Consider the following 25,786-nt stretch of genomic DNA (forward strand, 5'->3'; position numbering starts at 1 on the left):
GATGACTCCTTAACGGTTCGATTCTGTGCTGACCTGGGCGAGAGCCCGCGGCTGCCAGCGTTTCAATAGCAGGGAATTGCTCAATACTGTGATGCTGCTCAGGGCCATGGCCGCCCCCGCCAGCTCTGGGCTGAGGTAACCCAGCGCCGCCAGCGGAATGCCGATGATGTTGAACACGAAGGCCCAGAACAGGTTCTGCTGGATGGTGCGCCAGGTGGCTGCCGAGATGTCGATGGCATCGGCCACCAGCCGCGGATCAGATCGCATCAGGGTGATGGAGGCGGTCTCCATCGCCACGTCGGAGCCGGAGCCCATGGCGATGCCGACATCTGCCGCCGCCAGCGCCGGGGCATCGTTCACCCCGTCCCCCACCATGGCGACCAGCCCGCTGGTTTGCGCCCGCAGCGCCTCCACTTTTTCCACCTTGCCGGCCGGCAGCACTGAGTCAAAGGCCCCGTCCAGCCCCAGCTTGGCGGCAATATGGGCCACCGGCGCCGGCGCATCGCCGCTCACCAGCCAGCTGGCGATGCCGCGCTGGCGCAGGGTGGCGATGGCATCCGGGCTCTCGGGGCGCAGGGTATCGGCCAGTGCGGCTATGCCGGCCACCACCCCGTCGATGGCCACCCAGACCCGGGTCGCGCCGTCAGCGGCTTGTTCATCCTGTTGTGGTACGTCGATGCCGAGCTGGTCCAGCAAAGAGCCATTGCCGATGGCGACCGTGTGACCAGCGACCTGACCCACTATACCGGCACCGACCCGCACCTCGACGGCTTCCGGCTGGGGCAACACCGCCTCCTTGCCAACCGCCTCGCGCATGGCCAGCGCCAGCGGGTGTTCGCTCGCCTGCTGCAGGGCGGCGGCGAGACGCAGTTGCTCGTCGTTGCCGCTCCAGCTGGCCAGAACCGGTCGGCCCTGAGTCAGGGTGCCGGTCTTGTCGAAGATCAGCGCCTTGATGGCATGGGCCTTCTGCAGGGTATCGACATCCTTGATCAGAATGCCGTGGCGCGCCGCCACCCCGGTACCGGTGACGATGGCCGCCGGCGTCGCCAGCCCCAGCGCACAGGGACAGGCAATCACCAGCACGGCCACCGCCGCCAGCAGCGCCTGACCGAAGTCGTTGCTGATGGCGTACCACACCAGCAGGGTGAACAGGGCAATGGCCATCACCACCGGCACGAACACGGCGGAGACCTTGTCCACCAGCTGTTGCAGCGGCGCCTTGCCCATCTGGGCATTCTCCACCAGTGCGATGATCTTGCTGAGGCTGGAATCCTCTCCCACCGTAGTAGCTTCGATCTCCAGCACGCCGGAGCGGTTGATGGCACCGCCCAGCACCTTGTCACCCTCGCCACGGGGCACCGGCAGGCTCTCGCCGGTGAGGATCGACTCATCCAGCTCGCTCTCGCCGCTCACGATTCTGCCATCCACCGGCACCCGCTCACCCACCAGCACCCGCAGCCGATCGCCGCGCAGCACCTCGTCGATGGCGACGCTCTGCCAGCTCTCGCCACGCCAGACGGTGGCGGTTTCCGGCCGCAGCGCCATCAGTTCGCGAATGGCGGACTGGGTACTGCGTCTGGCCCTGGCTTCCAGCAACTTGCCGAGGGAAATCAGGGTAATGATGATGGCGCTTGCCTCGAAATAGAGCTGGCCGCTGGCGGCCATCCCCAGGTTGAGCAGCAGATAGAGGCTGTAGAAGTAGGCCGCACTGGTACCGGTCGCCACCAGCACATCCATGTTGGCGGAGCGGTTCTTGATGGCGAGCCAGGCACCGCGATAGAAACGGGCGCCGATCCAGAACTGCACCGGGGTGGCGAGCACCAGCTCCAGCCAGGCGGGCAGATGCCAGGGCAGCAGACCGGCCATGGCCAGCATGCCCGCCAGCAGCGGCAGGGTCAGCAGGGCCGAGACGATGACCCGGGTTTGCGCCTGACGGGCGCTGGCGGCCTCCTGCGCTTCCCGCTCCAGCAACTGCTGACGGCGGCCGCTGGCCGAGCCCTGCGCCAACTGGGCGCCAAAGCCGAGCGCCTCGATCTGCTCGCGCAGGGCCGCGGGCGTCTGCATCCCGGGTACCAGCACGATACGGGCCTGCTCGATGGAGAAGTTGACGTCGGCGGAGATGACGCCGGGCAGCGCTGCCAGCATCTTGTTCAGGCGGGCCGAGCAACCGGCACAGGTCATGCCGGTGATTTGAAACAGGATGGTCTCGCTGCCGTAGTCGTAACCCTGCGCTTTGATGCTCTCCAGCACCGCAGGCAGGCGGTCAGGGCTGGCCAGCTCGATGGCCGCCTGCTCCAGTGCGAAGTTGACGGTGGCCTCGACCCCTTCCAGCTTGTTGAGGGCGGTCGTGATGCGGCCGGCGCAGTTGGCGCAGCTCATGCCGCTGAGCGGCAACTGCAGATGAATGGGTGATTGAAGATGAGTGGTCATGTTGTTCCTCCCCGGAACCAGTCGGCCAGAATGAGCGCCGACCAACAAACCCTAACCTTTACTGCAAGGGTAAGCTCAAGCCACATGATCCACTTTTTGCAGATGAAAAAACGGCGCCCGTTTGCTGCCAGAGAGCCAACGGGCGCCGCCTTCAACGATTGCGCGGTGTGAACTGCGACTCAGATACCGTACTGGGCGCGGTAAGCCTTCATCGCAACAAGCTGCGCCGCCAGCTCCGGCTGCTCGGCCTGCTTCTCTTCCAGATAGGCAATCAGGTCACTCATCTGAATGATGGCGATGATGTGGGCGCCGTAGTCACGCTCCACTTCCTGAATGGCAGAGAGCTCGCCCTTGCCCTTCTCCTGACGGTCCAGCGCGATCAGCACGCCGGCCAGCGAGGCGCCGTTGGCCTGGATCAGATCCATGGATTCGCGGATGGCGGTACCGGCAGTGATGACGTCATCCACCAGCATGATGCGCCCCTTGAGCGGACTGCCCACCAGATTGCCGCCCTCGCCGTGATCCTTGGCCTCCTTGCGGTTGAAACACCAAGGCACGTCCACGTCGTGCTGCTCCACCAGCTGTACCGCGGTGGCGGAAGCGATGGGGATCCCCTTGTAGGCCGGGCCAAACAGCACATCAAACTCGATGCCGGCATCCATCAGGGCGGCGGCATAGAAGCGGCCGAGACGGGCAAGATCGCGGCCGCTGTTAAACAGACCGGCGTTGAAGAAGTAGGGGCTTTTACGACCGGATTTCAGGGTAAATTCACCGAATTTGAGGACCTGCTTCTCCAGGGCGAACTCGATAAATTGACGCTGGTAGGCTTTCATTCTGGCTCCTTGCTTGGCTTGTCGTTTACTTTCGTGGGGTATAAAAAAACGCGGTCAATGCCGCGTTTTTAAAATCAGGAGAGCGACTGCTTCTGCAGCGCAATGATGTCGGCGATGCCGCCCTTGGCGAGCGCCAGCATCTCCAGCAGCTCTTCGTGGGTGAAGGGTTCGGCCTCCGCGGTGCCCTGCACCTCGATGATGCGACCATCCTCGGTCATCACCACGTTCATGTCGGTCTCGGCGGCGGAGTCTTCGATGTACTCCAGATCGCAGATGGCTTCCCCTTCATACATACCGACGGAGACGGCCGCGATCATCTGCTTGAGCGGGCTCTGCTTGAGCATGCCCTTCTCGACCATCCAGTTCAGCGCATCCACCAGCGCCACGCAGGCACCTGTGATGGCGGCGGTGCGGGTGCCGCCGTCGGCCTGCAGCACGTCGCAGTCAACGGTAATGGAGTGCTCGCCCAGCGCGGTCAGGTCTACCGCGGCGCGCAGGGAGCGGGCGATCAGCCGGGAGATCTCCAGGGTGCGGCCACTCTGCTTGCCGGAGGCCGCTTCGCGGTTCATCCGGGAGTGGGTGGAGCGCGGCAGCATGCCGTACTCGGCGGTCACCCAGCCCTGATTCTTCCCTTTCAGGAAGCGCGGCACGCTGGTGTCGACGCTGGCGGTGCAGAGCACGCGGGTGTTGCCGAATTCCACCAGCACGGACCCTTCAGCATGCTTGGTGAAGTGGCGGGTAATGGTGACCGGACGAAGCTGCGCGGCAGTGCGATCGCTGGGACGTGACATGGGACGGACCTCTGGGCTGGCTGAATTGGCGCAGGAGTATAGGGTCTGCTGGCGCTTTGGCGCAAGCCGCGTTGCTGCGACAAATGACGTCAAGCTAGGCGCGGGGCGCAGGCAATGGCCACCACTCCCTTGACAAGCCCTGCAACAACGCATGACGTCATTTGCAGCGCAACCCGTAGGGACGGGCCAGTTTTTTGCGCGTAACGTCGTTACTCGGCGGCTCATGTGAACGACCACACTTCACGCCTAGCGCCTAGTCCCGCACAAAAACTGACCCCGTCGCGGTCGTGACAAAGCACCAGCAGACCCTAAGCCATCCCAGCCCAAATATCAGCCGCTAAAACCACGCTGTCGGCTGACGGAGCAGGGCTGGCTGAGTATACTGGCCCCACACTTCATCAAGCCCGGAACAATCAATGATTCACAGCATGACCGCCTACGCCCGCAAGGAACTCAAGGGCGACTGGGGCACAGCCGTTTGGGAAATTCGTTCGGTCAACCAGCGCTATCTGGAGACCTACATTCGCCTGCCGGAACAACTGCGCAGCCTGGAGCCGGTTCTGCGTGAGCGCTTCCGCGCCAAGCTGCAGCGCGGCAAGGTGGAGTGCAACCTGCGCTTTGAGGCCGCGCAGGCCGCTGCCAGCCAGCTGCACATCAATGAAGAGCTGGCCAAGCTCATCATCGACAGCGCCAACTGGGTGATGAAAGAAGCGGGCCAGGGCCAGCTCAACCCGGTCGACGTGCTGCGCTGGCCGGGCGTGATGGCTGCCGCCGAGCAAGACATGGATGCGGTCGCCACCGAGTTGCTCGGCGGATTTGACCTGACCATGGAAGATTTCCTCGCCTCCCGCGCCAGCGAAGGAGCCAACCTCAAGGCCTTGATCGAACAGCGTCTGGCCGGCATTCAGGTAGAGGTGAAGAAGGTGCGCGTGCACCTGCCGCAGATCATCGAGTGGCAGCGCCAGAAGCTCACCGACCGGCTGGCCGAAGCCAAGGTGGAGCTGGACCCGGCCCGCATCGAGCAGGAGATCGTGCTGCTGGCCCAGAAGATCGATGTGGCCGAAGAGCTGGATCGCCTGGAGATGCACATCAGCGAGACCAACAAGATCATGAAGAAGGGTGGCGCCTGCGGCCGTCGTCTCGACTTCATGATGCAGGAGTTCAACCGCGAGTCGAACACCCTCGGTTCCAAGTCGATCAACGCCGAGGTGACCCAGTCCGCCGTCGAGTTGAAGGTGCTCATCGAGCAGATGCGCGAGCAAATTCAGAACATCGAGTAATCGATACAAGAAGCCCGTCAACGACGGGCTTCTTTCATTTGACGGCGTACCCGGTTGGCGGCCTGCGCCAGATCGGATTTTCACGTTGCACCGACAGCATCTGACTCACTTGTGCGGTATGCTGTCACGCTGATGATCAACCATGACCTCTGTTGAGGCCTGCCTTATGAAATACCTTGTAGTTCAAACCAAACAGATAGGGGATGTGCTGATCTCCACCGCACTGTGCAACAACCTCAAGCAGAATGACCCAAGCGGCGAGGTTCACTATCTGGTCATGGATTATTGCGCGGGTATGGCGCAGGGCAATCCCAATATCGATCGGCTCATCATCATCGAGAAGGCCAGGCGCAACCAGTGGCGCTACATGAAGGATCTGCTGCTGGCCATTCGCCGCGAACGTTACGACGTGGTGGTCAACAGCCAGGGCCAGATGATCGGCCTGCTCAGCTGCCTCTTCTCCGGCGCCCGCCTGCGCATCGGGTTTGACTCCTTCCCCTGGCGGCTCGGCCACAACCGCATCGTGCGTTTTCGCAAAGACACCGAATTTCAGGGCAACAGCACCCTGGTTGACGATCGCTTCTCGCTGCTCAAGCCGCTCAAGCTGGCCAGCGAGGATCGCAACTACTACCTCTGGCTCAGTGAAGAAGAGAAGCAACAAGGAAAGGATGCCCTGCTGGCCGCTGGCGTCGACCTGAGCCGCCCGCTGATCGCCATGGGCGTCAACTCGCTCGGGCACTACAAGCGCTGGCCCATCGACTGCTTTGCCAAGGTCGCCCAGTGGCTGATCGAGCAGCACGACGCCCAGATCCTGATCTACTGCGGGCCGGGGGAAGAGGAGTACAACCGCGGCCTGAAACCGCTGCTGCCCGCCGCCCTGCAAGCCAGCGTCTTCGACCACATCAAGACCCGCTCGGTACGGGAACTGGTGGGGCTGTTTGCCCACTGCCGGCTGTTTGTCGGCAATGACACCGGTCCCCGTCACATGGCGCAAGCCATCGACCTGCCCCTGCTGACCATAGTGGCCCCGGGCGGCGACAAGATCATCGCCAACCCGGTCAACCACCCCCGTTATCAGGCCATCGATGTGTTCGATGCCAAGGGACCCGACTTCCAGTTGCCGCAGAACGCGGAAAAGGACTTCATCGACGAAGCCCTGCTGCGCGCTATTACTCCCGAGCTGGTGATGGAACGGCTGACAGCGCTGCCTGGTTGGCAAGCAGCCACGCCCTGAAAGTACGCTCGAATTCGGCCAGATCGAGGGAGTTGATATCCTGCTCCCGGGTATTGGTCGAGAACAGCACGGTGGCTGACGGGGAGTTGGGGTGCCACTCCAGGAAGTTTTCGTTGCCGCCCCCTATGTCCGGGTTGTAGAGGCCAAGAATGGGCTTGTGCAACCCGGCGGCGATGTGCACCGTCGCCGTGTCCACCGAGATCAGTCCCTGACACTGGCGCAGCTGGGCGAACAACCCGGCCAGCGAAGGCGCATCCGGTGACAGCAGCAGGCGATCCGGTCGGCTCAAGCCGGCCCGGATCCCGGCCACCTCCTCCTCCATACCCGGTGGATAGAGCAGGCAGATGGCGCAAGATCCGGCCGCCAGCATCCACTCAAGCATCTGGCTGATAAGCTCAGGCCGCAAACGGCGGGAGCTGCCACTGCCATAGGGGTTGAAACAGAGGACCGGCTCGGCCGGCCACCAGCTGGCCAGCGCATCGGGCGGGCTCATGGTCGGGACTATGTATTGCTGGTCCGGATTGGTCACGCCAAGTCGCTGCAACAACAGGGCAAACTTGTCGGAGAAGTGCATGCCGCTGGAGGCCTTGCCCAGCTTGAGGTTGACCGCCTGCAGGGCATCGTCCATGCCGGCGACCCAATCCGCCCTCACCTGACTGATGAAGTAGATGTCCTTCATTTTCAGCATCTTGCCAAAGTGCACCAGACACTCCACCTCCCCCAGCGAGTGTGCCAACCGCTTGAGCTGACCATAGCCAGGCCGCTTGGGCACCTCTATCACCTTGTCCATGCCGAAATGATCACGAAACAGGGGAGCCATGGCCGCGGTCGTGACGATCCACACTTCCCGCTCCGGGCTGGCGCGCTTGATTTCGCGAGCCACCCAGGACGAGACGATGGCATCCCCCAGCTTGGCATCCCAGCGCAGCAACACTATCTTCCCCTTGCGCTCATGCAGCGGGACCGGCCGCTTGCGATCGAACAGCAGTTGCCCCAGCTTGCGGCGAAGAATGTCACGCTGGAGTTGCAGATCGTTGATTAATGACATGAATCCACCAGAAGGGCCGTTGAGTTGGAAAAAGGATGATAACAGGCTGACGCGCCTAGAGCGCCATCAGGGCATCGACCTGGCGGCTGATCTCGGCCGGTGACAAAGCGGCCAGATTGTCCGTGGCCGAGCGCAGGATGATATTGCGACCCGCCAGCGGAATGAAGGCATCGCGCCAGCACTCGTTGTTCATCAACACCAGGGTGGGCACCCCGAAGGAAGAGGAGATATGGATGATGGAGGTATCGGTCGAGATGACCCCTCGCGCATCCTTGATGATCTTGGCGGCATCGAGAATGGTGTCGGGAAACAGCACTCTCATGTCCTGCCTCGGGCACGCCACGGGCTGCCTGGAGAATACCAGGTAGGAGATCCCCTGATAGGTCGGCAACTGGGCCAGGATCTCGTCGCTCTGCGCCTCCGTCATCGAGTTGCCAACCTGGCTGCCCGTCAGGTTGACCAGCAGATAACGGCCATACGCGCTGGTATCCAGCTGCTCATTGCAGGGGGACGGTATGGTGACCGGCACCCCGGTCTGCTCACCGGTCACGCTGAGCATGCGATAGACGAAGTGATCCCGGACTGGGCGTGACGACACTATGGTGGCCTTCTGGTTGAACAGCGGCAGCAACTTCTGCTGCCCTTCACTCTTGAAGCGCAGGGGCAACGACTGCAAGCGCCCATTGGCCAGCAACAGCAACTTGGCCATGGCGATATCGTCGGGCTCGTCAAACAGATTGATCACCAGGTCATACTGCCGTTGCCTGAGTTCACGCAGCTTGCACCACATGCTCGCCGGCCACAGGGTGTCGTTCAGGGTGATCACGTGACACTCATCGATCCCGGCGACCGACGCCGCCAGCAGCTGGTTGCGCTGGCTGCACACCAGCTCGAGGCGCGCGGCGGGGTAGATCTCTCTAAGCCGGGCAATGGCGGGCAGGGTGAGAATGAAATCGCCGATGGCGTCATAACCGACCACCAGCACCCGCTTCACCTTCGCCCCGGCGGGGCATGGGGCGGCGTCAGGCGCTCTGCCGATCAGCCATCTGGCAATGGAGTGGGTAAGCAACTTCTTGAGATTCATGAGTTATCCAGCATGTATGACCCACAGCGTCGGCAAGGCTGACAGGGCTGCCAACCAACAGCCACCGTCGGCACGCCCAGTGCTATTTCAGATAGTGACCGTAGGCTCTGTCATCTATGGTGGTGGTGAACAGATCCACATCCAGACAGCAGGGCTCCACCCCGGAGGCAGACAGGCCATTGAGCTGCAAGCGGCCGGTCAGATAGTCGGAGGGCATCCGCAGCGGATAGGCACACTGCAATAATTTTTTCGCCCCGGCCAGGGTCAGCACATACCCAGCGGTAGAGAGCACTCCTCGCTTGGAGGAGCTGCTGGGCGTCAGGTATCTAGCAAGCCGGTAGCCACCGGGCAGGGATGACAGGAATGGCCAGCGTTTGGCTTTGCCATGATGCAGGAAGACGATCTCGGACTGGCAGGAGTGCACTATCGTCTCGATGATCGCCTTGCTGTGCATGTGCAGGTAGATGTCATCTTCAAGCACCACACAGCGTTCAATACCCTCGGCGACAATGCGCTCATAAACTCGAATATGGCTCATGGCGCAGCCAATCTCGCCAAAACTCAGTTCATGGCCACACACTTCTTTGGCCAGCTCCAAATCCACCTTGGCCAGCTCGGCATTGCTCAGCGCCTTCCCGTCTGTTGCATCTACAAACTCGAAATCTATGCCCAGATGCGCCATCTGCTGAACAACCATCGCCCGTCGCTCAACGCTGCGAGCCAAACTGATGACAAAAACCGGAATCATGACGTGCGGGTATCCTTTTTAGACTCATGGGCAAACCAGATGAAAACCAGGCTGAGCGTGTACAGATAGAGCACCCCTTGATGCTCAAACGGCACATCGCTTAGGGAGTTAATGGCAAACGCGAGGGGAACCAACACACCCGCAGAAATCCTGCTTATATTGTTCGCCGCCAGATAGAGCGGCAGGCCAAGAAAGATCACCAGTGCAATAAATCCTACGCTGCCACGAACGACCAGATTCTGCATATATTGATTATGTGAATGGACCAGCGCCGGATGAAATATCAGAGGAGATATCTGATGATTATCGATCTGGGTCTGTTTCAATGCATTGAAACCATCCGTGCCCACCCCCGCCACAGGTGAATCCAAAAAACCCAGCCAGGCACTCTGCCAGGCAATGACGCGCAAGCCCCATGATGAGTCGTATGAACCCCTCTCTGCCGAGTTGAGATCCGAGACAGCCTCTGCGACCCGAACCTGAACCAGCTGGTTGGTCTGATAAATGGCGCCCGTTGTGGCCGTACACAATATGGCTACCGCAATGTATTTCCACGGTTTGAAGTAGGCCTTGTAGCAGATGACGTAGGCAAGAATGATCCCGAAGGCGAGCCAAACCCCCCGGCTCTGGGAGAGATAAAGTGCAAACAGGGCCGCAATCAAGCCAAACAGGCTCCCCCCCCTCAACCATCCAGGCAACTGTTTTTGCTGGAAGACGAACCAGTTGAGGATGGCCAGCGTCAGCGCAGCCTGCGAGAAAAGGATCGCGTTGGTAAACCCTTCCACCCTGGCAATGCCGTGCTGGTATTGCCAGATGCTGAGAATGCCCAATCCCATCCCGCCCAGCACGATAGCCAGATAACCCAGCACCAACAGGATCGGCTTGCGCGGCATCATCAGCGCAAAGACAACGACATAAAACAGCCCGCGCATGACCCCGTATTGATCACCGTGGATCAACCGGTTGACGAAGATCATGGCGGCATAGACCAGCAGCCCCCAGAGCATGCGACGGTCTTTGAGCCCCACATCCCGTTGTTTGCCGACAAAGTAATTCAACAAACCGAAGATGCCGGTCACGGCCAGCAGATTGGATTGAATGCTCTGGCCAAAAGGGGCCAGAAACAGGCCGCAAAAGGAGAACAGGATGGTCAGCGCAAACAGGGCTGTGGTTGTTCTATCGAGCAAGGCAAGGCTTCTGCTGAGCATCAATCAAGACTTCCTGAAGACATAGTTACCCCGGATTTTGCGCCACAGGCCAAAAACATCGGTACGCGGGAAAATGGCAATGCGGCGGATCCGGAAAGGGTCCTGGTGCATGGCTCTGGGCCCGCTGTTGGTGGCGACCGCAAAACGGTAGCCCGCCGCCATCGCCTGCGCCTTTGCGCTCTCATCCATATCCCCATAAGGGTAGGCGAACGACAGCAGAGGGTGGCCGAGCAGGGCTTCGAGCTGTCGTTTGTTCTCTTGAATTTCATGAGCTTGCTGCTCGGGTGCAAGCTTGCTCAACCTGGGGTGGGTCAGGGTATGCCCGCCGATCTCCACATAACCGGAGGCCGCCAGCGCCTTGAGCTGCTCGCCATTCATCAAGTCCACCCGGGTGTCGGGGTTGCTCGCATGCTCCACATCCCAGCGGTTATACCCTTCCCCCGTGACCACGTATACCACGGCTTTGTAACCATATTTTTCCAGCAGCGGCAGCATGCGGGTCAGATTGTCCTGATAGCCGTCGTCGGCGGTGATCATCAGGTACTTCTTGCCATATTGCAGCCGGTGAATGAAGCCCTGGTCAGCCAAATCCCGAAACGTCAGGGTCTCATAACCCAGCCACTTCAGCAGGCGCAGGTGCTTCTCGAACATGGCGATCGGCATCCAGGTGCCATGCACTCCCTTCTCGCTGTCATGCTCGATGAAACGGTGGTACATGATGACCGGCATCTCGCGGCGCAGGGTCTCGACCACCGCATCCTGATAGATGGATTCCAGGCCGGAGACCACTCCCGCCAAGCCATATTCGGCCTGAATACGCTGACGAATTGTGTCTGAAACGGTGCCACTGGCCAGGGCCGGGGCAATCTGCGCCTTCAGTGCGGCAAAATCGATCGCCAGATCCTGAGGGCCGATGTCGCCGAAGTTGCTGGCCAGTGCCTCATCCAGATTGTGCCCGGTCACCAGCCCGATGGCCTTGGCCTCACCGATGGCAAAGGCGGGACGACCGCAGAGCAGGGCCTCCATCGCCACCCGACCGGCGCCGATCACCAGATCGCATTGCGCCATCAGCGCAGGGACATCTTCCACATAACCGACGAAATCGACCCGCTCCTGAAAACGCTGGAAACGCGCAGGCAGCTGGCTGCCGCTCACCACCTTCACCTGGCAGGCGTCCAGATCCAGCACCTCATCCAGCAACCGATAGCAGAGCTCACCCTTGGGGCCGCTCAGCCGGCCTACGATGGCGATCACCGGCCTGGCATTGGTCGGGGCAGGCACAGGCTGGAACTTGTCGGTTTCGATGCCGTTGCGCAGCACCTGCACGATGGCCGGATCCACCCCCAGATTGTCGATGATCTGGTGGGCGATATCCTCGCACACCGCCACCGCTCGAAAGCCGAGAGCATGGAAGGCCTTGCGGGAGGCATGCACCGGCTGGCGGCCGTGCACCGTGGTGATCATGGGGGTGCCGGTCAGCTTGCAGGCCACATAGCTGCTCCAACCGGAGGCGCGGGAGTGGGCATGCACCAGCTGGATATGGTGTTTCTTGATGAGGTAGACGAGGTAAAACACGTGCCAAAAGCGGCGCAGAATGCTGCGCTTGTTGAATCGCAGCTTGAACACCTCACCCAGAGTGGGCTTGGTCAGGGTGTCCGATACGTAGAAAACCTGGTGGCCACGCCGGGTCAGTTCATTACCGACCGTGGTGGCATAGACCTCAGCGCCCGTCACTTCGAGCTGGGAGAGTGCCATCAATATGTTCATTGCGTGGTTACCCGGTAGAAACTGAGAAAAACCGTGACAAACAACAGAGCCGGAAGCAGGTATGGCCTGCTTCCGGCTTGTCTGCATATAGCGATGTAAAACTCACCCGTTAGCGGTTGAGCCACGCCATATAGTCCGCAACCCCTTCGGCCACGGTTTTGAACTCGGCGTCATAACCGACGCCGCGCAGCTTGGTCATGTCAGCCTGGGTGAAGCTCTGATAGCGGCCCTTGAGGTGATCCGGGAAGGGAATGTACTCGATGGCGCCCTTCTGATGATGCTTGATCACCGCTTCGGCCACGTTCTGGAACGGTTCGGCCCGGCCGGTACCGCAGTTGAAGATGCCGGAGTGCTGCGGATTCTGCCAGAACCAGAGGTTCACCTTGCAGACGTCATCCACATAGATGAAATCGCGCATCTGGCCGCCGTTGGGGAAACCGTCGCAGCCTTCGAACAGCTTGGGATTCTCGCCCTTCTTCACCTGGGTATTGAGGTGGAAGGCAACCGAGGCCATGGAGCCCTTGTGCTGCTCGCGCGGGCCATAGACGTTGAAGTACTTGAGACCGACTACCTGGGAGTTGATCTCCGGCATCCAGCGACGCACGTACTGGTCGAACAGCTGCTTGGAGTAGCCGTAGACGTTGAGCGGCTGCTCGAATTTCGGATCTTCGATGAAGTTGTCGTTGCGCCCGCCATAGGTGGCGGCAGAGGAGGCGTAGATAAACGGAATTTCACGCTCGATGCAGTAGTGGAACAGATCCTTGGAGTACTCGTAGTTGACCTCCATGATGAACTTGCCGTTCCACTCGGTGGTGGCGGAGCAGGCACCTTCGTGGAAGATCACCTCGATACCGCCATCCCACTCTTCAAATTCGTCGCCGGAAACGATCCGCGCCTGGAACTCATCCTTATCCATGTAATCGGCAATGGTCAGATCGACCAGATTGACGAACTTGGTGCCGTCGGTCAGGTCATCGATGACCACCACATCGGTCCGTCCTTGAGCGTTCAGCTGCTTGACCAGATTGCTGCCGATAAAGCCAGCACCGCCAGTTACTACGATCATGGAGTTTGCCTCGCGTACGTTGATGGCCACGTGTGACTGCCTGTTAAAGCTGTGTATAGTGAGCCAATTTGAAATTGCCGAAAAGTTTATCACGGGCCGCAAGGGGATTCGACCTTGACGATTTCACCGGCCAGGGGCCCGGCAGAGGGAACAGCGATGAAAACCAGAGACAGGATCATTCACAGCGCCACCGAGCTGTTCAACGATCAGGGTGAGCGCAACATCACCACCAACCACATTGCCGCCCATCTGGGCATCAGCCCGGGCAACCTCTATTACCACTTCCGCAATAAAGAAGACATCATCCACTCCATCTTCGACCAATACGCCCGCCACCTGAGCGAGAGCTTCACGCCGGCGCGCAGCGACGAGATCAAACTGGAAAACCTGATGGGCTACCTGGATGCCATCTTCTATCTGATGTGGCAGTTCCGCTTTTTCTACGCCAATCTGCCGGACATCCTGAGCCGCGATGAGCCGCTGCAGCAAAAATACCTCAAGGCCCAGGAACAGTTGCGCGCCGCCGTGGTGGCCCTGCTCAGAAGCCTGCGCGAGGGCGGCATCATAAATGTCAGCGACGAGGATCTGCCGGATCTGGGCCAGACCATCAAGATGGTGGTCACCTGCTGGATCCCGTTCCAGATTGCCCAAGCCCCCAACACCCGCATCACCAAGCCGCTGCTCTATCAGGGCGTCTTGCGAGTGCTGTTCCTGCTGCGCCCCTATGTGCAACCCCAGGTGGCCGACCAGATCCGCCAGCTGGAACAGCACTATCGTCAACTGGCCCAACCAGCCGGGTGAGATCTGTTTCACAATTGTTGAATGTCAGCACAATCATTTGAATTCACCGCAACAGATTGCAGTAAAATACTGCCCATTGTTGATAATCAGCTGAAATAGCCAATAAGGATCGAGGATGTCTAACGGATTCTATCGTCACCTGACCGAGCAGCTTGAGCAGGTGCAGGCTGAAGGGTTGTACAAGCAGGAGCGCGTCATCACCTCGGCCCAGCAGGCCCGGATTGCGGTGGGCGGCGAGCAGGTGCTGAACTTCTGTGCCAACAACTATCTGGGGCTGGCCAACCACCCGGACCTGATCGCAGCGGCTCATCAGGGGCTGGACAGCCACGGCTTCGGCATGGCCTCGGTCCGTTTCATCTGCGGCACCCAGGATCAGCACAAGGAGCTGGAGCAGAAACTGTCGGGTTTCCTCGGCACCGAAGACACCATCCTCTACTCCTCCTGCTTCGATGCCAATGGCGGTCTGTTCGAAACCCTGTTCGGTGCCGAAGACGCCATCATCTCCGATGCTCTCAACCACGCCTCCATCATCGACGGCGTGCGGCTGTGCAAGGCCAAGCGCTATCGCTACGCCAACAACGACATGGCCGAGCTGGAAGCCCAGCTCAAGCAGGCTGACGCCGACGGCGCCCGCTTCAAGCTGATCGCCACCGACGGCGTCTTCTCCATGGATGGCGTCATTGCCGACCTCAAATCCATCTGCGATCTGGCCGACAAGTACGACGCCCTGGTGATGGTGGACGACTCCCACGCCGTCGGCTTCATCGGCGAGAACGGCCGCGGCACCCACGAATACTGTGGCGTGATGGACAGGGTCGACATCATCACCGGCACCCTGGGCAAGGCGCTCGGCGGCGCCTCCGGTGGCTACACCTCCGGCAAGAAGGAGGTGATCGACTGGTTACGTCAGCGCTCACGCCCCTATCTCTTCTCCAACTCGCTGGCCCCCTCCATCGTCGCCGCCACCATCAAGGTGATCGACATGCTGGCCGAAGGGCATGCGCTGCGCTCCAGCCTCAAGGAGAACAGCCAATACTTCCGCGAGCGGATGAGCGCCGCCGGCTTCACCCTGGCCGGGGCCGATCACGCCATCATTCCGGTGATGCTGGGTGACGCCAAACTGGCCGCCGAGATGGCAAGCCGCATGCTGGCCGCCGGCATCTACGTGGTGGGCTTCTCCTTCCCAGTGGTGCCCAAGGGCCAGGCCCGCATCCGCACCCAGATGTCCGCCGCCCACACCCGTGAGCAACTGGACAAGGCCATTGATGCCTTCATTCGCATCGGCCGCGAACTCGACATCATCTGATTTGAATCAAGGGGCCTGGCGCCCCTTCTTTCTGCATTCATCGTGAAGGAACAACCATGAAAGCGCTCTCCAAACTGCACAAAGAAGTCGGCATCTGGATGACGGACGTACCGGCCCCTGAACTCGGCCACAACGACCTGCTGATCAAGATCCGCAAGACCGCCATCTGTGGCACCGACATCCATATCTACAACTGGGACGAATGGTCACAGAAGACCATCCCGGTGCCCATGGTGGTCGGCCACGAATACGTCGGGGAAGTGGTCGCCATCGGCCAGGAAGTGCGCGGCTTCGCGGTCGGAGACCGGGTATCCGGTGAAGGCCACATCACCTGTGGTCACTGCCGCAACTGCCGTGCCGGCCGCACCCACCTGTGCCGCAACACCATAGGCGTCGGCGTCAACCGCCCCGGCGCCTTCGCCGAGTATCTGGTGATCCCGGCCTTCAACGCCTTCAAGCTGCCGGACAACGTCCCCGATGAACTGGCCGCCATCTTCGATCCGTTCGGCAACGCGGTGCACACCGCCCTCTCCTTCGACCTGGTCGGTGAAGACGTGCTGATCACCGGCGCCGGCCCCATCGGCATCATGGCCGCCGCCGTCTGCCGCCACGTGGGTGCCCGCCACGTGGTGATCACCGACGTCAACGAATACCGGCTCGAGCTGGCCCGCAAGATGGGCGCCACTCGCGCCGTCAACGTGGCCAAGGAGCAGCTCAGCGACGTGATGAGCGAACTCGGCATGACCGAAGGGTTCGACGTGGGGCTGGAGATGTCCGGTGTGCCCAGCGCCTTCCAGGACATGATCGACAAGATGAACCACGGCGGCAAAATCGCCATGCTCGGCATCCCCCCCGCTACCATGGCCATCGACTGGGGCAAGGTGATCTTCAAGGGACTGTTTATCAAAGGGATCTACGGTCGAGAGATGTTCGAGACCTGGTACAAGATGGCCAGCCTGATCCAGTCCGGGCTGGATCTCTCCCCCATCATCACCCACCGCTTCCACATCGACGACTTCCAGCAAGGGTTCGATGCCATGCGCTCAGGCCAGTCCGGCAAGGTGATCCTCAGCTGGGACAAATAAGCCTTTCGGCCCGCCCATGAGATGAAACCCGGTGAAAACCGGGTTTCTTTTTTTCGGGCCGGTCTCGCCAGTTTGTGATCTGACGAAGAAACTTTGCACGCAGAGTGCTTAACACTTCACACACAAGCGTTTAAATGGCTGTAACTATTCGGTTATAATCCAGTCGTTTTCTAGGGATAATAAAAGCCTGCTGGGAGTACATGAGCGTGTTGAAAAAACTGAGCTATTTGCTGGCGGTCGGGATGACGGCCGCCAGTTTGTCCGGCGTGGTGCTTGCTGCCGATGATATGTCACCGGAGGCAATCGCCGAGCGGATCAAGCCTGTCGGTCAAGTCTATACCGCCAAGGATCTGGAAGGGATTGCGACCGCAGGCGCAGCCCCTGCGGCGGCAGCGGCATCTGGTCCGCGCGACGGCGAGGCCGTGTTCAAGGGCGCCTGCTTCGCCTGCCACGATGCCGGCATCGCCGGAGCTCCCAAGCGGGGCGACAAGGCCGCCTGGGAACCACGTATCGCCCAAGGCATTGAAACGCTTAAGAAACACGCCATTGCCGGCTTCGCGGGCAAGACCGGTGTGATGCCGCCACGAGGAACTTGCGCCACCTGTAGCGATGAAGAGATCGAAAACGCCATTCACTACATGATCGACAAGCTCTAAGTGTTTGAAAGGGCCGCATTTGCGGCCCTTTCAATCTGATGACTTCCGGCTACTCTTTGTAGGGTAGGCAAACCGGGAGTTACTCATGTCAGCGCAACCAATAGCACCCCATTACTCGACTCCCTTGCTGGCGTTGGTCTCCGCTATTATGGATTTCCCCGCCCCCTCCGCCGCCACCTCCAAAGATTACGACACCCTGATCCAGCAGCTGAACCAGCTCTGCCCGCTGCAGCATTTCGGCATGCTCGGCTTGTCGGAAGCCGGCCTGCAGTGGGTATGCGAATACCAGATCTCCGACAGCTTCAAGTTGCAGCTGGGGCTGGAGGAGTCGCGCATCACCGATCAACTGACCCAGCTCGATGAAGCCGATGGCTGGTGCTCGCTGCCGGTCGAGCATGGCCAGGTCCAGTGGTTGCTGGCCTGCTGCCAGCCCAAGGAGCTGCCAACCCTGCGCCTGCTGCTGGAGTGCCTGGCCAAGCGGTTGAACGAGACCCAGGCAGGCTCCCAGCTGTCGGAGCTGGCCTCGCCGCTGATCCGCAAAGACCCTGACTGGCAGAAGAAGATCGAGAGCATCAACCGCATCATCCGGCTGGCCAACACCCTGCCCAGTCAGGCGCTGTTCTCCCAGCTCGAGGCAGTCCTGCGCCAGATGCTGGCCATTCAGGACATGCTGCTGGTGCGCATCGACAGCCACCGGCTCGAGAAGATCTATCCGGAGCAGCCCCCCCACAGCGACGAGTTCATCACCGGACTGTGCCACAGCACCAACAACATGGAGCAGCACAAGGAGCAGCTCTACTGGTACAGCCAACCGCTGCGCCTGCAGCAGCAGTACTTCGCCCACTTTCTCATCAGCCTGCAGCACCCGCTGGAAACCGATGATCGGCTGTTTCTCGACTTCCTGCGCAGCCAGCTCACCCTGCTGCTGGAGCTGAGGCGGATCCGCCAGCAGCTGCACGACATCAACTCGGAAGATTCCATCAACCAGCGCCTGCAGCAGTTGCGCCAGACCAACCTCCGGCTGCAGAAGCAACTCAAGCAGCATCAAGAGCTGGAACGCCGGCTGCAGTTCGACGCCCTGCACGATCCGCTGACCCAGCTGCCCAACCGGGCCCTGCTGATGAATCACCTCAACCATGCCATGACCCATTTTCACCGCTACAAGTCGCCCGGGTTTTCGCTGATCTTCATCGATGTGGACCACTTCAAGCAGGTCAACGACACCCTGGGCCACAGCGCCGGTGACCAGCTGCTCAAGGAGATGAGCCGCCGCCTGCAGACCTGCATTCGGCAAAACGACATGGTGGCCAGGTTGGGCGGGGATGAATTCGTCATCTATCTGGACAACAGCAAGACCGAGGAGGATATCAGCCCGGTACTCAACCGCATCATCAGCCGCCTCTCCTACCCTTTTCGGCTGATGGGCAACGAGCTGGGCATCACGGTCAGTCTGGGGGTGGCCAGTGTATCGGAACAGACCTCCGATATCAGCCAACTGCTCCATCAGGCCGACTTGGCCATGTATCAGGCCAAACGCAACGGCCGCAGTCGCATCGTCAGCTATTCGGAAGAGTGCTCGGTCCAGACCTGGGCCTCGCCGGAAGAGATGCTGGCAAGAGCGCTGCGTGAAGGACGCATCGTCCCCTATTTCCAGCCGGTGATCCGGCTCAAGGACAGCCGGCTGACCGGGCTGGAGGTGATGGCCCGCTGGATCACCGAAGAGGGGGTACTCAAGGATGCGTTCGACTTTATCCCGCTGGCGGAGCAGTGCGGTCTCATTCAGGAGCTGGATTACCAGATCCTGAGCCACACCTGCCAACAATTGAAGGAGTGGCTGCCGCTGTCAGGCCAGAGCAAGTTCAAGGTGGCCATCAACTTGTCCGGCAAGCATCTGGTCAGCCATGAGCAGATCATGAAGTTGGTTGAAATCATCGAATCCGAGGGGATAGCCCCCGGCTATCTGATCTTTGAATTCAACGAGCGGGAGCTGTCACGGCAGGACTCCGATGCCCTCACCTCTTTGCACGAACTGAGAGCCAAGGGTATCCAGATCAGTCTGGATGACTTTGGGACCGGGTTTTCTTCCCTCAACGCCCTGTTCCACTTCCCGGTGGACTACATCAAGGTGGATGACAGCTTCACCCATCGCATGCTGCAGTCACCCAAGGATCTCGCCCTCATTCGTGCCATGCGCGACATCTGCCAGGATCTGGACTTCACCCTGGTGGTGGAAGGCATCGAAAACCAGCAACAACTGCAGAAACTGATCGATCTCGGCTGTCTGATGGGCCAGGGGCGCTATATTTCGCCCCCCATGCCCGGAGCCGATATCACTCCCCTGCTCACCCAGACCAAGAGCGAGCGCGGCTAACAGCCACTCAATCCTTCTTGAACAGCGCTCTCAGGTTGGCGACCCCGACCTGCCCCTTCTGCTGACGCTCCTCGGCCGTCACCTTCTTCTGGTTTTCCCACTCCAGATCGTCCTGCGGCAGCTCCAGCAGGAAGCGGCTCGGCTCCGGCCGCACCGACTCGCCGTACTGGCGCCGCTCCTTGCAGAGGGTAAAAGTCAGTTCGGTCTGAGCCCGGGTGATGCCCACATAGGCGAGGCGCCGCTCCTCCTCCACGTTGTCTTCGTCAATACTGGTCTGGTGCGGCAGCAAGCCCTCCTCCATGCCCACCATGTAGACATAGGGAAACTCCAGCCCCTTGGAGGCGTGCAGGGTCATCAGCTGCACCTGGTCGGCCTCGTCCTCGCCCTCGTTGCGCTCCATCATGTCACGCAGGGTGAAACTGGTGACTACTTCAGGCAGGGTCATCGGCTCGTTTAATTCATTCCCCTCCAGCTTCTCAACGAGCCAACCATACAGCGTGGAAACGTTCTTCATCCGCATCTCGGCCGCCCTGGGGCTCGGCGACGTTTCCATCAACCACTCTTCGTAGTGAATCCCCTTGATCATGTCCCGCACCGCCTCCACCGGATTGCCGCGCAGCGCCTGATCACCGAGCCGCACCAGCCAGTTGGTGAAGGCCTGCAGAGCGGATAGACCGCGCCCGGAGAGGTGTTGTTCCAGCCCCAGCTCGAAGCTGGCGGCAAACAGGCTCTTGCCGCGCTGGTTGGCATACTGGCCCAGTTTTTCGAGGGTAGTGGGGCCTATCTCACGGCGCGGCAGGTTGACCACCCGCAGAAAGGCAGTGTCCTCGTCCGGATTCACCAGCAGCTTGAGGTAGGCCATGATGTCCTTGATCTCGGTGCGGGAGAAAAACGAGGTGCCCCCGGAGATACGGTAGGGAATACGGTTGGTCATCAGCGCCTTTTCGAAGATGCGCGACTGATGGTTGCCCCGATAGAGGATGGCGTAATCCTTGAACCGGGTGCGGTTCATGAACTTGTGGCCCATCAGCTCGGCGGCGATACGCTCCGCCTCGTGCTCCTCATTCTTGGCAAACAGCACCTTGAGCTTCACCCCTTCATCAAGCTCAGAGAAGAGCGCCTTGTCATAGACGTGGGGGTTGTTGGCGATCAGGATGTTGGCGCACTTGAGGATGCGCTTCTTGGAACGGTAGTTCTGCTCCAGCTTGATGAGCTTGAGGCTGGGAAAATCCTCGTTCAGCAACACCAGGTTCTGCGGCTTGGCACCGCGCCAGGAGTAGATGGACTGGTCGTCGTCCCCCACCACGGTAAAACGGGCCCGCTCGCCGACAATCTGCTTCACCAGCTCGTACTGGCTGGTGTTGGTGTCCTGATATTCGTCGACCAGCAGATAACGGATCTTGTTCTGCCAGCGGGTGCGTACCTCCTCGTTGCTCTTGAGCAACAGGGTCGGCATCACGATGAGATCGTCAAAATCCAGCGCGTTGTAGGCCACCATCTGGCGGTGATAACGCTCATAGAGCTGGGCCAACAACACTTCTTCCGGGCCGCGGGCGATGCGCATGGCGCGAGCCGGCAGGATGAGGTCGTTCTTCCAGTTGGAGATCTGGCTGATGAGGGCCGAAAGCTTGTCCTTGTCGTTGTCGAGCTCCGCCTCGGTCAGCTCTTTCAGCAGCGCCAGCTGGTCGGTGTCGTCGAACAGGGAGAAGTTGGCCTTGAGGTTCAGGCTCTTGTGCTCGCGGCGGATGATCTCGAGCCCCAGGGTGTGGAAGGTGGAGACCATCAGCCCCCGCGCCTCCTTGCGACCCAGGGTCTGACCGACCCGCTCCTTCATCTCCCGCGCCGCCTTGTTGGTAAAGGTGACCGCCGCTATGTTGCGTGCGTTGTAGCCGCACTGCTGTACCAGATAGGCAATCTTGTTGGTGATGACGCGGGTCTTGCCCGATCCGGCACCCGCCAGCACCAGGCAAGGGCCGGAGACAAACTTGACCGCTTCGTTCTGATTGGGGTTGAGCTTCATGGGCCGGATCTCTTGGCTTATGATGTGGGGCGGCATTGTAACAGAGATCCCGCAGGCAGCCGAAACCGCAGGCAATATCCCGCCACAGCGCCTTGTGTTTGACCGCCATTTTCCGGATCATGACCGACTTTTCCAGATGATATGAGGGGAGCATGAACCAGCAACAGCACGCCCGGCTGCGCAGCCAGTTTCCGGCCTTGGCGCAAGAGGTCAACGGCCACCCTCTGATCTATCTGGACAACGCCGCCACTACCCAGAAGCCCCAGGTGGTACTGGATGCCATCGCGCATTACTACAGCGCCGACAACGCCAACGTACACCGCGCTGCCCATGCCCTGAGCGGCCGCGCCACCCGTGCCTTCGAGGCCGCCCGCGAGACGGTTGCCCGCTTTATCAATGCGCCTCACAGTCGCGAGGTGATCTGGACCCGTGGCACTACTGAAGCGATCAATCTGGTGGCCCAGAGCTGGGGCATGAGCGAACTCAAGGCGGGGGACGAGATAATGCTCAGCACCCTGGAGCACCACGCCAACATTGTCCCCTGGCAGCTGATTGCCCAGCGTACCGGTGCCGTGATCCGGGTTATCCCCCTCGATGAGCGGGGCGATCTCGATCTGGTGGCCTATCACGCCATGCTGGGGCCACGCACCCGGCTGGTGAGCGTGGCCCACGTCTCCAATGCCCTCGGTACCGTCAATCAGGTCAAAGAGATGGTGGCTGCCGCCAAGGCGGTCGGGGCCCTAACCCTGATCGATGGCGCTCAGGCGGTGGCTCATCTCGAGGTCGATGTACAAGCCATCGGCTGCGACTTCTACGCCTTCTCCGGTCACAAGCTCTATGGCCCGACCGGGATCGGCGTGCTGTGGGGCCGCACCAAACTGCTGGAGCGGATGGCGCCCTGGCAAGCGGGGGGCGAGATGATCGACAGAGTCAGTTTCGCCGGCACTACCTTCAACACCCTGCCCTTCAAGTTTGAAGCAGGCACCCCCCATATTGCCGGCGCCATCGGCCTCGCCGCTGCCATCGACTTTGTGATGGAGCAGGACAAGGGTTCATTGGCCAGCCATGAAGCGGCGCTGACCGATTATCTGGTTGCCGGACTGCAACAGGTACCGGGGCTGCGCCTGGTCGGCGAACCTCGCCAGCGCGCCGGCGCCGTCTCCTTCCTGCTGGAGGATATCCACCCGCAAGATGCCGCCACCCTGCTCGATATGCAGGGGATCGCCCTGCGAGTCGGCCATCACTGCGCCATGCCGCTGATGGAATCGCTCGGGATCGGCGGTACCCTGCGCGCCTCGCTGGCCTGCTACAACAATCGGGATGATGTCGATGCCCTGCTGGCCGCCCTGCACAAACTCAGTGACTTCTTCTAAGGCAGACAACCGAATGAGTGACCTCGCAAGCTATACCCAGATTGGCCTTGAGCCCAACGCCGACACCATACGCCAGCAGTTTGCTGCCGCTCACGGCTGGGAGAACCAGTACCGGCTCATCATCCAGCTCGGCAAGCAGTTGCCAGCGCTACCCGGCGAATGGCAGCAGGAGGCATTCCGCCTCAAGGGTTGTGAAAGCCAGGCGTGGCTGAAGGGAGAGAAAAGCGAGGATGGTTACTGGCACTTTGCCTGTGATTCCGATGCCCGCATCGTTCGCGGCCTTATCGTTATCGTGCTGGCGGCGCTCAACCACCAATTATCTGCAGCGATCCAGGCTTTTGATATTGAAAGCTATTTCACCGAACTTGGGCTTGAGAAACACTTGAGCCCGTCACGAGGTAACGGGCTCAGAGCGATCGTACTGGCGATCCGGGAGCAAGCGGTCTAACCCGCCTTGTTCAGCGGTCGATTAGGCTTCGCTAATCGACCCGGCGTTTTCATTCCCGGCCTCTTTCTCGGCGCGGGCACCCCGCTCGGCAATTTTCTTCAATACCCGGGACACGGCAACCAGCCCGAAAGTTGCCGTAACCGGCGTCACGGCGCCAAAGCCGGAGGCGCAATCCATCTTCATGGTGCCATCGCTGGCTGCCTTGGCCTGACAAGTCCCACCATTGCCATCCGGATAGCTCAGCTGCTCGGTTGAGAAGACACACTCCACTCCGAATTTGCGCGCCGGATTTTTGCTGAAGTTGTGCAAGCGGCGCAGGTCGGAGCGCACCTTGGCAGCGAGCGGATCTTGAATGGTCTTGGCCAGATCCGCCACAGTGATCTGGGTCGGATCCATCTGCCCGCCGGCACCACCCGCCACAATCACCGGGATTTTGTTGCGCTTGCAGAAGGCAATCAGCGCCACCTTGGCCTTGACCGAGTCGATGGCATCCACCACATAGTCAAACTCCCGCTTGATATGCTCGGCCAGATTATCGGCGGTGACGAAATCATCTACCTCGATCACTTTGCAATCCGGATTGATGGCGCGAATACGCTCGGCCATCGCCTCGGTCTTGAGGCGACCAACCGTCCCCTGCATGGCGTGGATCTGGCGATTGGTGTTGGTGATGCAGATATCATCCATGTCGATCAGGGTGATCTGGTTGATACCGGCACGGGCCAGCGCCTCGGCAGCCCAGGAGCCAACGCCACCGATCCCGACCACACAGACCTTGGCCTGGCTAAAGGAACGCAAGGCGTTCTGACCATAAAGACGGGCTATGCCCCCGAATCGCTGTAGATACTCTGCTTTCATACCACCACCTTGCTTGAGGGCGGCCATTATAGCGGCAACCTCTCTCAGGGGCGATGATCGGATGATGGTGGTGTTGATGTGAGAGAAAAGGAGTGCGGTGTCGGGAATGAAAAAAAGCCCAGTCTTTCGACTGGGCTTCTTAAGTAGTGGCGGAGCGGACGGGACTCGAACCCGCGACCCCCGGCGTGACAGGCCGGTATTCTAACCGACTGAACTACCGCTCCGCTGTCTGGTTAGCTTTTTGCTAAATTGTCTGCCGTTTCAACGAGGTGTCATCCTCTCGGCCAATTATGCAATGTGTGCATAACTGTTTAATTGGGTGCCTGGCAGTGTCCTACTCTCGCATGGCGAATGCCACACTACCATCGGCGCTACCGCGTTTCACTTCTGAGTTCGGCATGGGATCAGGTGGTTCCACGGCGCTATGGCCGCCAGGCAAATTCTTAATCTAGAAAGCTGACGTGAATAACGAACTGCCTGTTGGCTTCGCTATCACTGAATTAGTAGTTCGTTCATTCGCTACAAGGCCAGAAACACTTCTTGGGTGTTGTATGGTTAAGCCTCACGGGTAATTAGTATGGGTTAGCTCAACACGTCGCCGCGCTTACACACCCCACCTATCAACGTTGTGGTCTCCAACGGCCCTTTAGGACCCTCAAGGGGTCAGGGATGACTCATCTCAGGGCTCGCTTCCCGCTTAGATGCTTTCAGCGGTTATCGATTCCGAACTTAGCTACCGGGCAGTGCCACTGGCGTGACAACCCGAACACCAGAGGTTCGTTCACTCCGGTCCTCTCGTACTAGGAGCAACTCCCTTCAATCATCCAACGCCCACGGCAGATAGGGACCGAACTGTCTCACGACGTTCTGAACCCAGCTCGCGTACCACTTTAAATGGCGAACAGCCATACCCTTGGGACCGACTTCAGCCCCAGGATGTGATGAGCCGACATCGAGGTGCCAAACACCGCCGTCGATATGAACTCTTGGGCGGTATCAGCCTGTTATCCCCGGAGTACCTTTTATCCGTTGAGCGATGGCCCTTCCATTCAGAACCACCGGATCACTATGACCTACTTTCGTACCTGCTCGACCTGTCCGTCTCGCAGTTAAGCTGGCTTATGCCATTGCACTAACCTCCTGATGTCCGACCAGGATTAGCCAACCTTCGTGCTCCTCCGTTACTCTTTGGGAGGAGACCGCCCCAGTCAAACTACCCACCAGGCACTGTCCGCGACCCCGATTCAGGGGCCTGCGTTAGAACATCAAACATACAAGGGTGGTATTTCAAGGACGGCTCCAGCGCAACTGGCGTCACGCCTTCAAAGCCTCCCACCTATCCTACACATGTAGGTTCAATGTTCAGTGCCAAGCTGTAG

The 25,786-nt window shown here is 60.1% G+C and carries 20 protein-coding genes, 1 tRNA gene and 2 rRNA genes (1 of these 23 only partly in view); 9 read left to right on the top strand and 14 right to left on the bottom strand.

Annotated features, from left to right (window positions below; genetic code table 11):
* Positions 1 to 9 precede the first annotated feature (9 nt).
* The 3 genes from E5E97_RS03805 to rph form a co-directional block, all read right to left on the bottom strand.
* A complete protein-coding gene (locus tag E5E97_RS03805; protein WP_118880112.1) occupies positions 10 to 2,430 on the bottom strand; it encodes a heavy metal translocating P-type ATPase in 2,421 nt (806 codons plus the stop codon).
* A 179-nt stretch (positions 2,431 to 2,609) separates the two neighbouring features.
* Complete coding sequence (gene pyrE / locus E5E97_RS03810) at positions 2,610 to 3,263, bottom strand: orotate phosphoribosyltransferase (RefSeq protein WP_042062475.1); 654 nt, start codon at positions 3,261 to 3,263, stop codon at positions 2,610 to 2,612.
* A gap of 74 nt (positions 3,264 to 3,337) precedes the next feature.
* Positions 3,338 to 4,054 carry a ribonuclease PH gene (rph, locus tag E5E97_RS03815; RefSeq protein WP_024945517.1) on the bottom strand — a complete coding sequence of 239 codons (717 nt, stop codon included), beginning with the start codon at positions 4,052 to 4,054 and terminating at the stop codon, positions 3,338 to 3,340.
* Between the two features lie 416 nt (positions 4,055 to 4,470).
* On the opposite strand from rph, the gene E5E97_RS03820 reads away from it, so the two are divergent.
* Both E5E97_RS03820 and E5E97_RS03825 read left to right on the top strand, forming a co-directional pair.
* Positions 4,471 to 5,334 carry a YicC/YloC family endoribonuclease gene (locus tag E5E97_RS03820; RefSeq protein WP_011707879.1) on the top strand — a complete coding sequence of 288 codons (864 nt, stop codon included), beginning with the start codon at positions 4,471 to 4,473 and terminating at the stop codon, positions 5,332 to 5,334.
* A gap of 166 nt (positions 5,335 to 5,500) precedes the next feature.
* On the top strand, positions 5,501 to 6,568 hold the full coding sequence (locus E5E97_RS03825) for a glycosyltransferase family 9 protein (protein ID WP_118880111.1): 1,068 nt from the start codon (positions 5,501 to 5,503) through the stop codon (positions 6,566 to 6,568).
* On the opposite strand, the gene E5E97_RS03830 is transcribed toward E5E97_RS03825, so the two are convergent.
* From E5E97_RS03830 to rfaD, 6 genes are all read right to left on the bottom strand, one after another.
* Positions 6,504 to 7,616, bottom strand: a complete 1,113-nt coding sequence (locus tag E5E97_RS03830; protein ID WP_118880110.1) for a glycosyltransferase family 9 protein — start codon at positions 7,614 to 7,616, stop codon at positions 6,504 to 6,506. The genes E5E97_RS03825 and E5E97_RS03830 overlap by 65 nt on opposite strands.
* Before the next feature lie 55 nt (positions 7,617 to 7,671).
* Positions 7,672 to 8,700, bottom strand: a complete 1,029-nt coding sequence (locus E5E97_RS03835) for a glycosyltransferase family 9 protein (protein ID WP_162901763.1) — start codon at positions 8,698 to 8,700, stop codon at positions 7,672 to 7,674.
* 82 nt (positions 8,701 to 8,782) lie between these two features.
* Complete coding sequence (locus E5E97_RS03840) at positions 8,783 to 9,448, bottom strand: glycosyltransferase family 25 protein (RefSeq protein WP_118880109.1); 666 nt, start codon at positions 9,446 to 9,448, stop codon at positions 8,783 to 8,785.
* Positions 9,445 to 10,659 carry an O-antigen ligase gene (locus tag E5E97_RS03845; RefSeq protein ID WP_118880108.1) on the bottom strand — a complete coding sequence of 405 codons (1,215 nt, stop codon included), beginning with the start codon at positions 10,657 to 10,659 and terminating at the stop codon, positions 9,445 to 9,447. Before E5E97_RS03845 ends, E5E97_RS03840 begins: the two co-directional genes overlap by 4 nt.
* On the bottom strand, positions 10,660 to 12,423 hold the full coding sequence (locus E5E97_RS03850) for a polysaccharide deacetylase family protein (RefSeq protein WP_162901762.1): 1,764 nt from the start codon (positions 12,421 to 12,423) through the stop codon (positions 10,660 to 10,662).
* A 109-nt stretch (positions 12,424 to 12,532) separates the two neighbouring features.
* Positions 12,533 to 13,489, bottom strand: coding sequence for an ADP-glyceromanno-heptose 6-epimerase (gene rfaD / locus E5E97_RS03855; RefSeq protein ID WP_024945510.1), 957 nt, complete (start codon positions 13,487 to 13,489; stop codon positions 12,533 to 12,535).
* A 156-nt stretch (positions 13,490 to 13,645) separates the two neighbouring features.
* Between rfaD and E5E97_RS03860 the strand changes: the two genes are divergently transcribed.
* The 5 genes from E5E97_RS03860 to E5E97_RS03880 all read left to right on the top strand — a co-directional run bounded on the left by E5E97_RS03860 (position 13,646) and on the right by E5E97_RS03880 (position 19,708).
* Positions 13,646 to 14,290 (top strand): TetR/AcrR family transcriptional regulator, encoded by a 645-nt coding sequence (locus tag E5E97_RS03860; protein ID WP_011707886.1) that lies wholly within the window; start codon positions 13,646 to 13,648, stop codon positions 14,288 to 14,290.
* Between the two features lie 115 nt (positions 14,291 to 14,405).
* Entirely contained in the window at positions 14,406 to 15,596 is a 1,191-nt protein-coding gene (locus E5E97_RS03865) for a glycine C-acetyltransferase (protein WP_043163991.1), read from the top strand.
* A 56-nt stretch (positions 15,597 to 15,652) separates the two neighbouring features.
* Positions 15,653 to 16,681 (top strand): L-threonine 3-dehydrogenase, encoded by a 1,029-nt coding sequence (tdh, locus tag E5E97_RS03870; RefSeq protein WP_016352377.1) that lies wholly within the window; start codon positions 15,653 to 15,655, stop codon positions 16,679 to 16,681.
* 200 nt (positions 16,682 to 16,881) lie between these two features.
* Entirely contained in the window at positions 16,882 to 17,337 is a 456-nt protein-coding gene (locus E5E97_RS03875; protein ID WP_024945508.1) for a cytochrome c5 family protein, read from the top strand.
* An 85-nt stretch (positions 17,338 to 17,422) separates the two neighbouring features.
* Entirely contained in the window at positions 17,423 to 19,708 is a 2,286-nt protein-coding gene (locus E5E97_RS03880) for a bifunctional diguanylate cyclase/phosphodiesterase (RefSeq protein WP_011707890.1), read from the top strand.
* 7 nt (positions 19,709 to 19,715) lie between these two features.
* On the opposite strand, the gene rep is transcribed toward E5E97_RS03880, so the two are convergent.
* A complete protein-coding gene (rep, locus tag E5E97_RS03885; RefSeq protein WP_118880106.1) occupies positions 19,716 to 21,728 on the bottom strand; it encodes a DNA helicase Rep in 2,013 nt (670 codons plus the stop codon).
* Positions 21,729 to 21,880: 152 nt separating this feature from the next.
* Here rep and E5E97_RS03890 point away from each other — a divergent pair, with 152 nt between their 5' ends.
* Together E5E97_RS03890 and E5E97_RS03895 are read left to right on the top strand one after the other, a co-directional pair.
* Positions 21,881 to 23,101 carry an aminotransferase class V-fold PLP-dependent enzyme gene (locus E5E97_RS03890; RefSeq protein ID WP_118880105.1) on the top strand — a complete coding sequence of 407 codons (1,221 nt, stop codon included), beginning with the start codon at positions 21,881 to 21,883 and terminating at the stop codon, positions 23,099 to 23,101.
* A gap of 13 nt (positions 23,102 to 23,114) precedes the next feature.
* Complete coding sequence (locus tag E5E97_RS03895) at positions 23,115 to 23,549, top strand: SufE family protein (protein ID WP_162901761.1); 435 nt, start codon at positions 23,115 to 23,117, stop codon at positions 23,547 to 23,549.
* A gap of 21 nt (positions 23,550 to 23,570) precedes the next feature.
* Here E5E97_RS03895 and tcdA read toward each other — a convergent pair whose 3' ends face one another.
* From tcdA to E5E97_RS03915, 4 genes are all read right to left on the bottom strand, one after another.
* The gene (gene tcdA, locus E5E97_RS03900) at positions 23,571 to 24,407 is read right to left on the bottom strand and encodes a tRNA cyclic N6-threonylcarbamoyladenosine(37) synthase TcdA (protein WP_118880103.1); all 837 of its coding nucleotides are present in this window, start codon (positions 24,405 to 24,407) and stop codon (positions 23,571 to 23,573) included.
* 147 nt (positions 24,408 to 24,554) lie between these two features.
* Positions 24,555 to 24,631 (bottom strand) — tRNA-Asp (locus E5E97_RS03905).
* A gap of 97 nt (positions 24,632 to 24,728) precedes the next feature.
* Positions 24,729 to 24,843, bottom strand: a 5S ribosomal RNA gene (gene rrf / locus E5E97_RS03910).
* A gap of 115 nt (positions 24,844 to 24,958) precedes the next feature.
* A 23S ribosomal RNA gene (locus E5E97_RS03915) occupies positions 24,959 to 25,786 on the bottom strand (it continues 2,061 nt past the right edge of the window).

Source organism: Aeromonas sp. 2692-1, assembly GCF_013085505.1.
GTDB classification, from domain to species: Bacteria; Pseudomonadota; Gammaproteobacteria; order Enterobacterales; family Aeromonadaceae; genus Aeromonas; species Aeromonas hydrophila.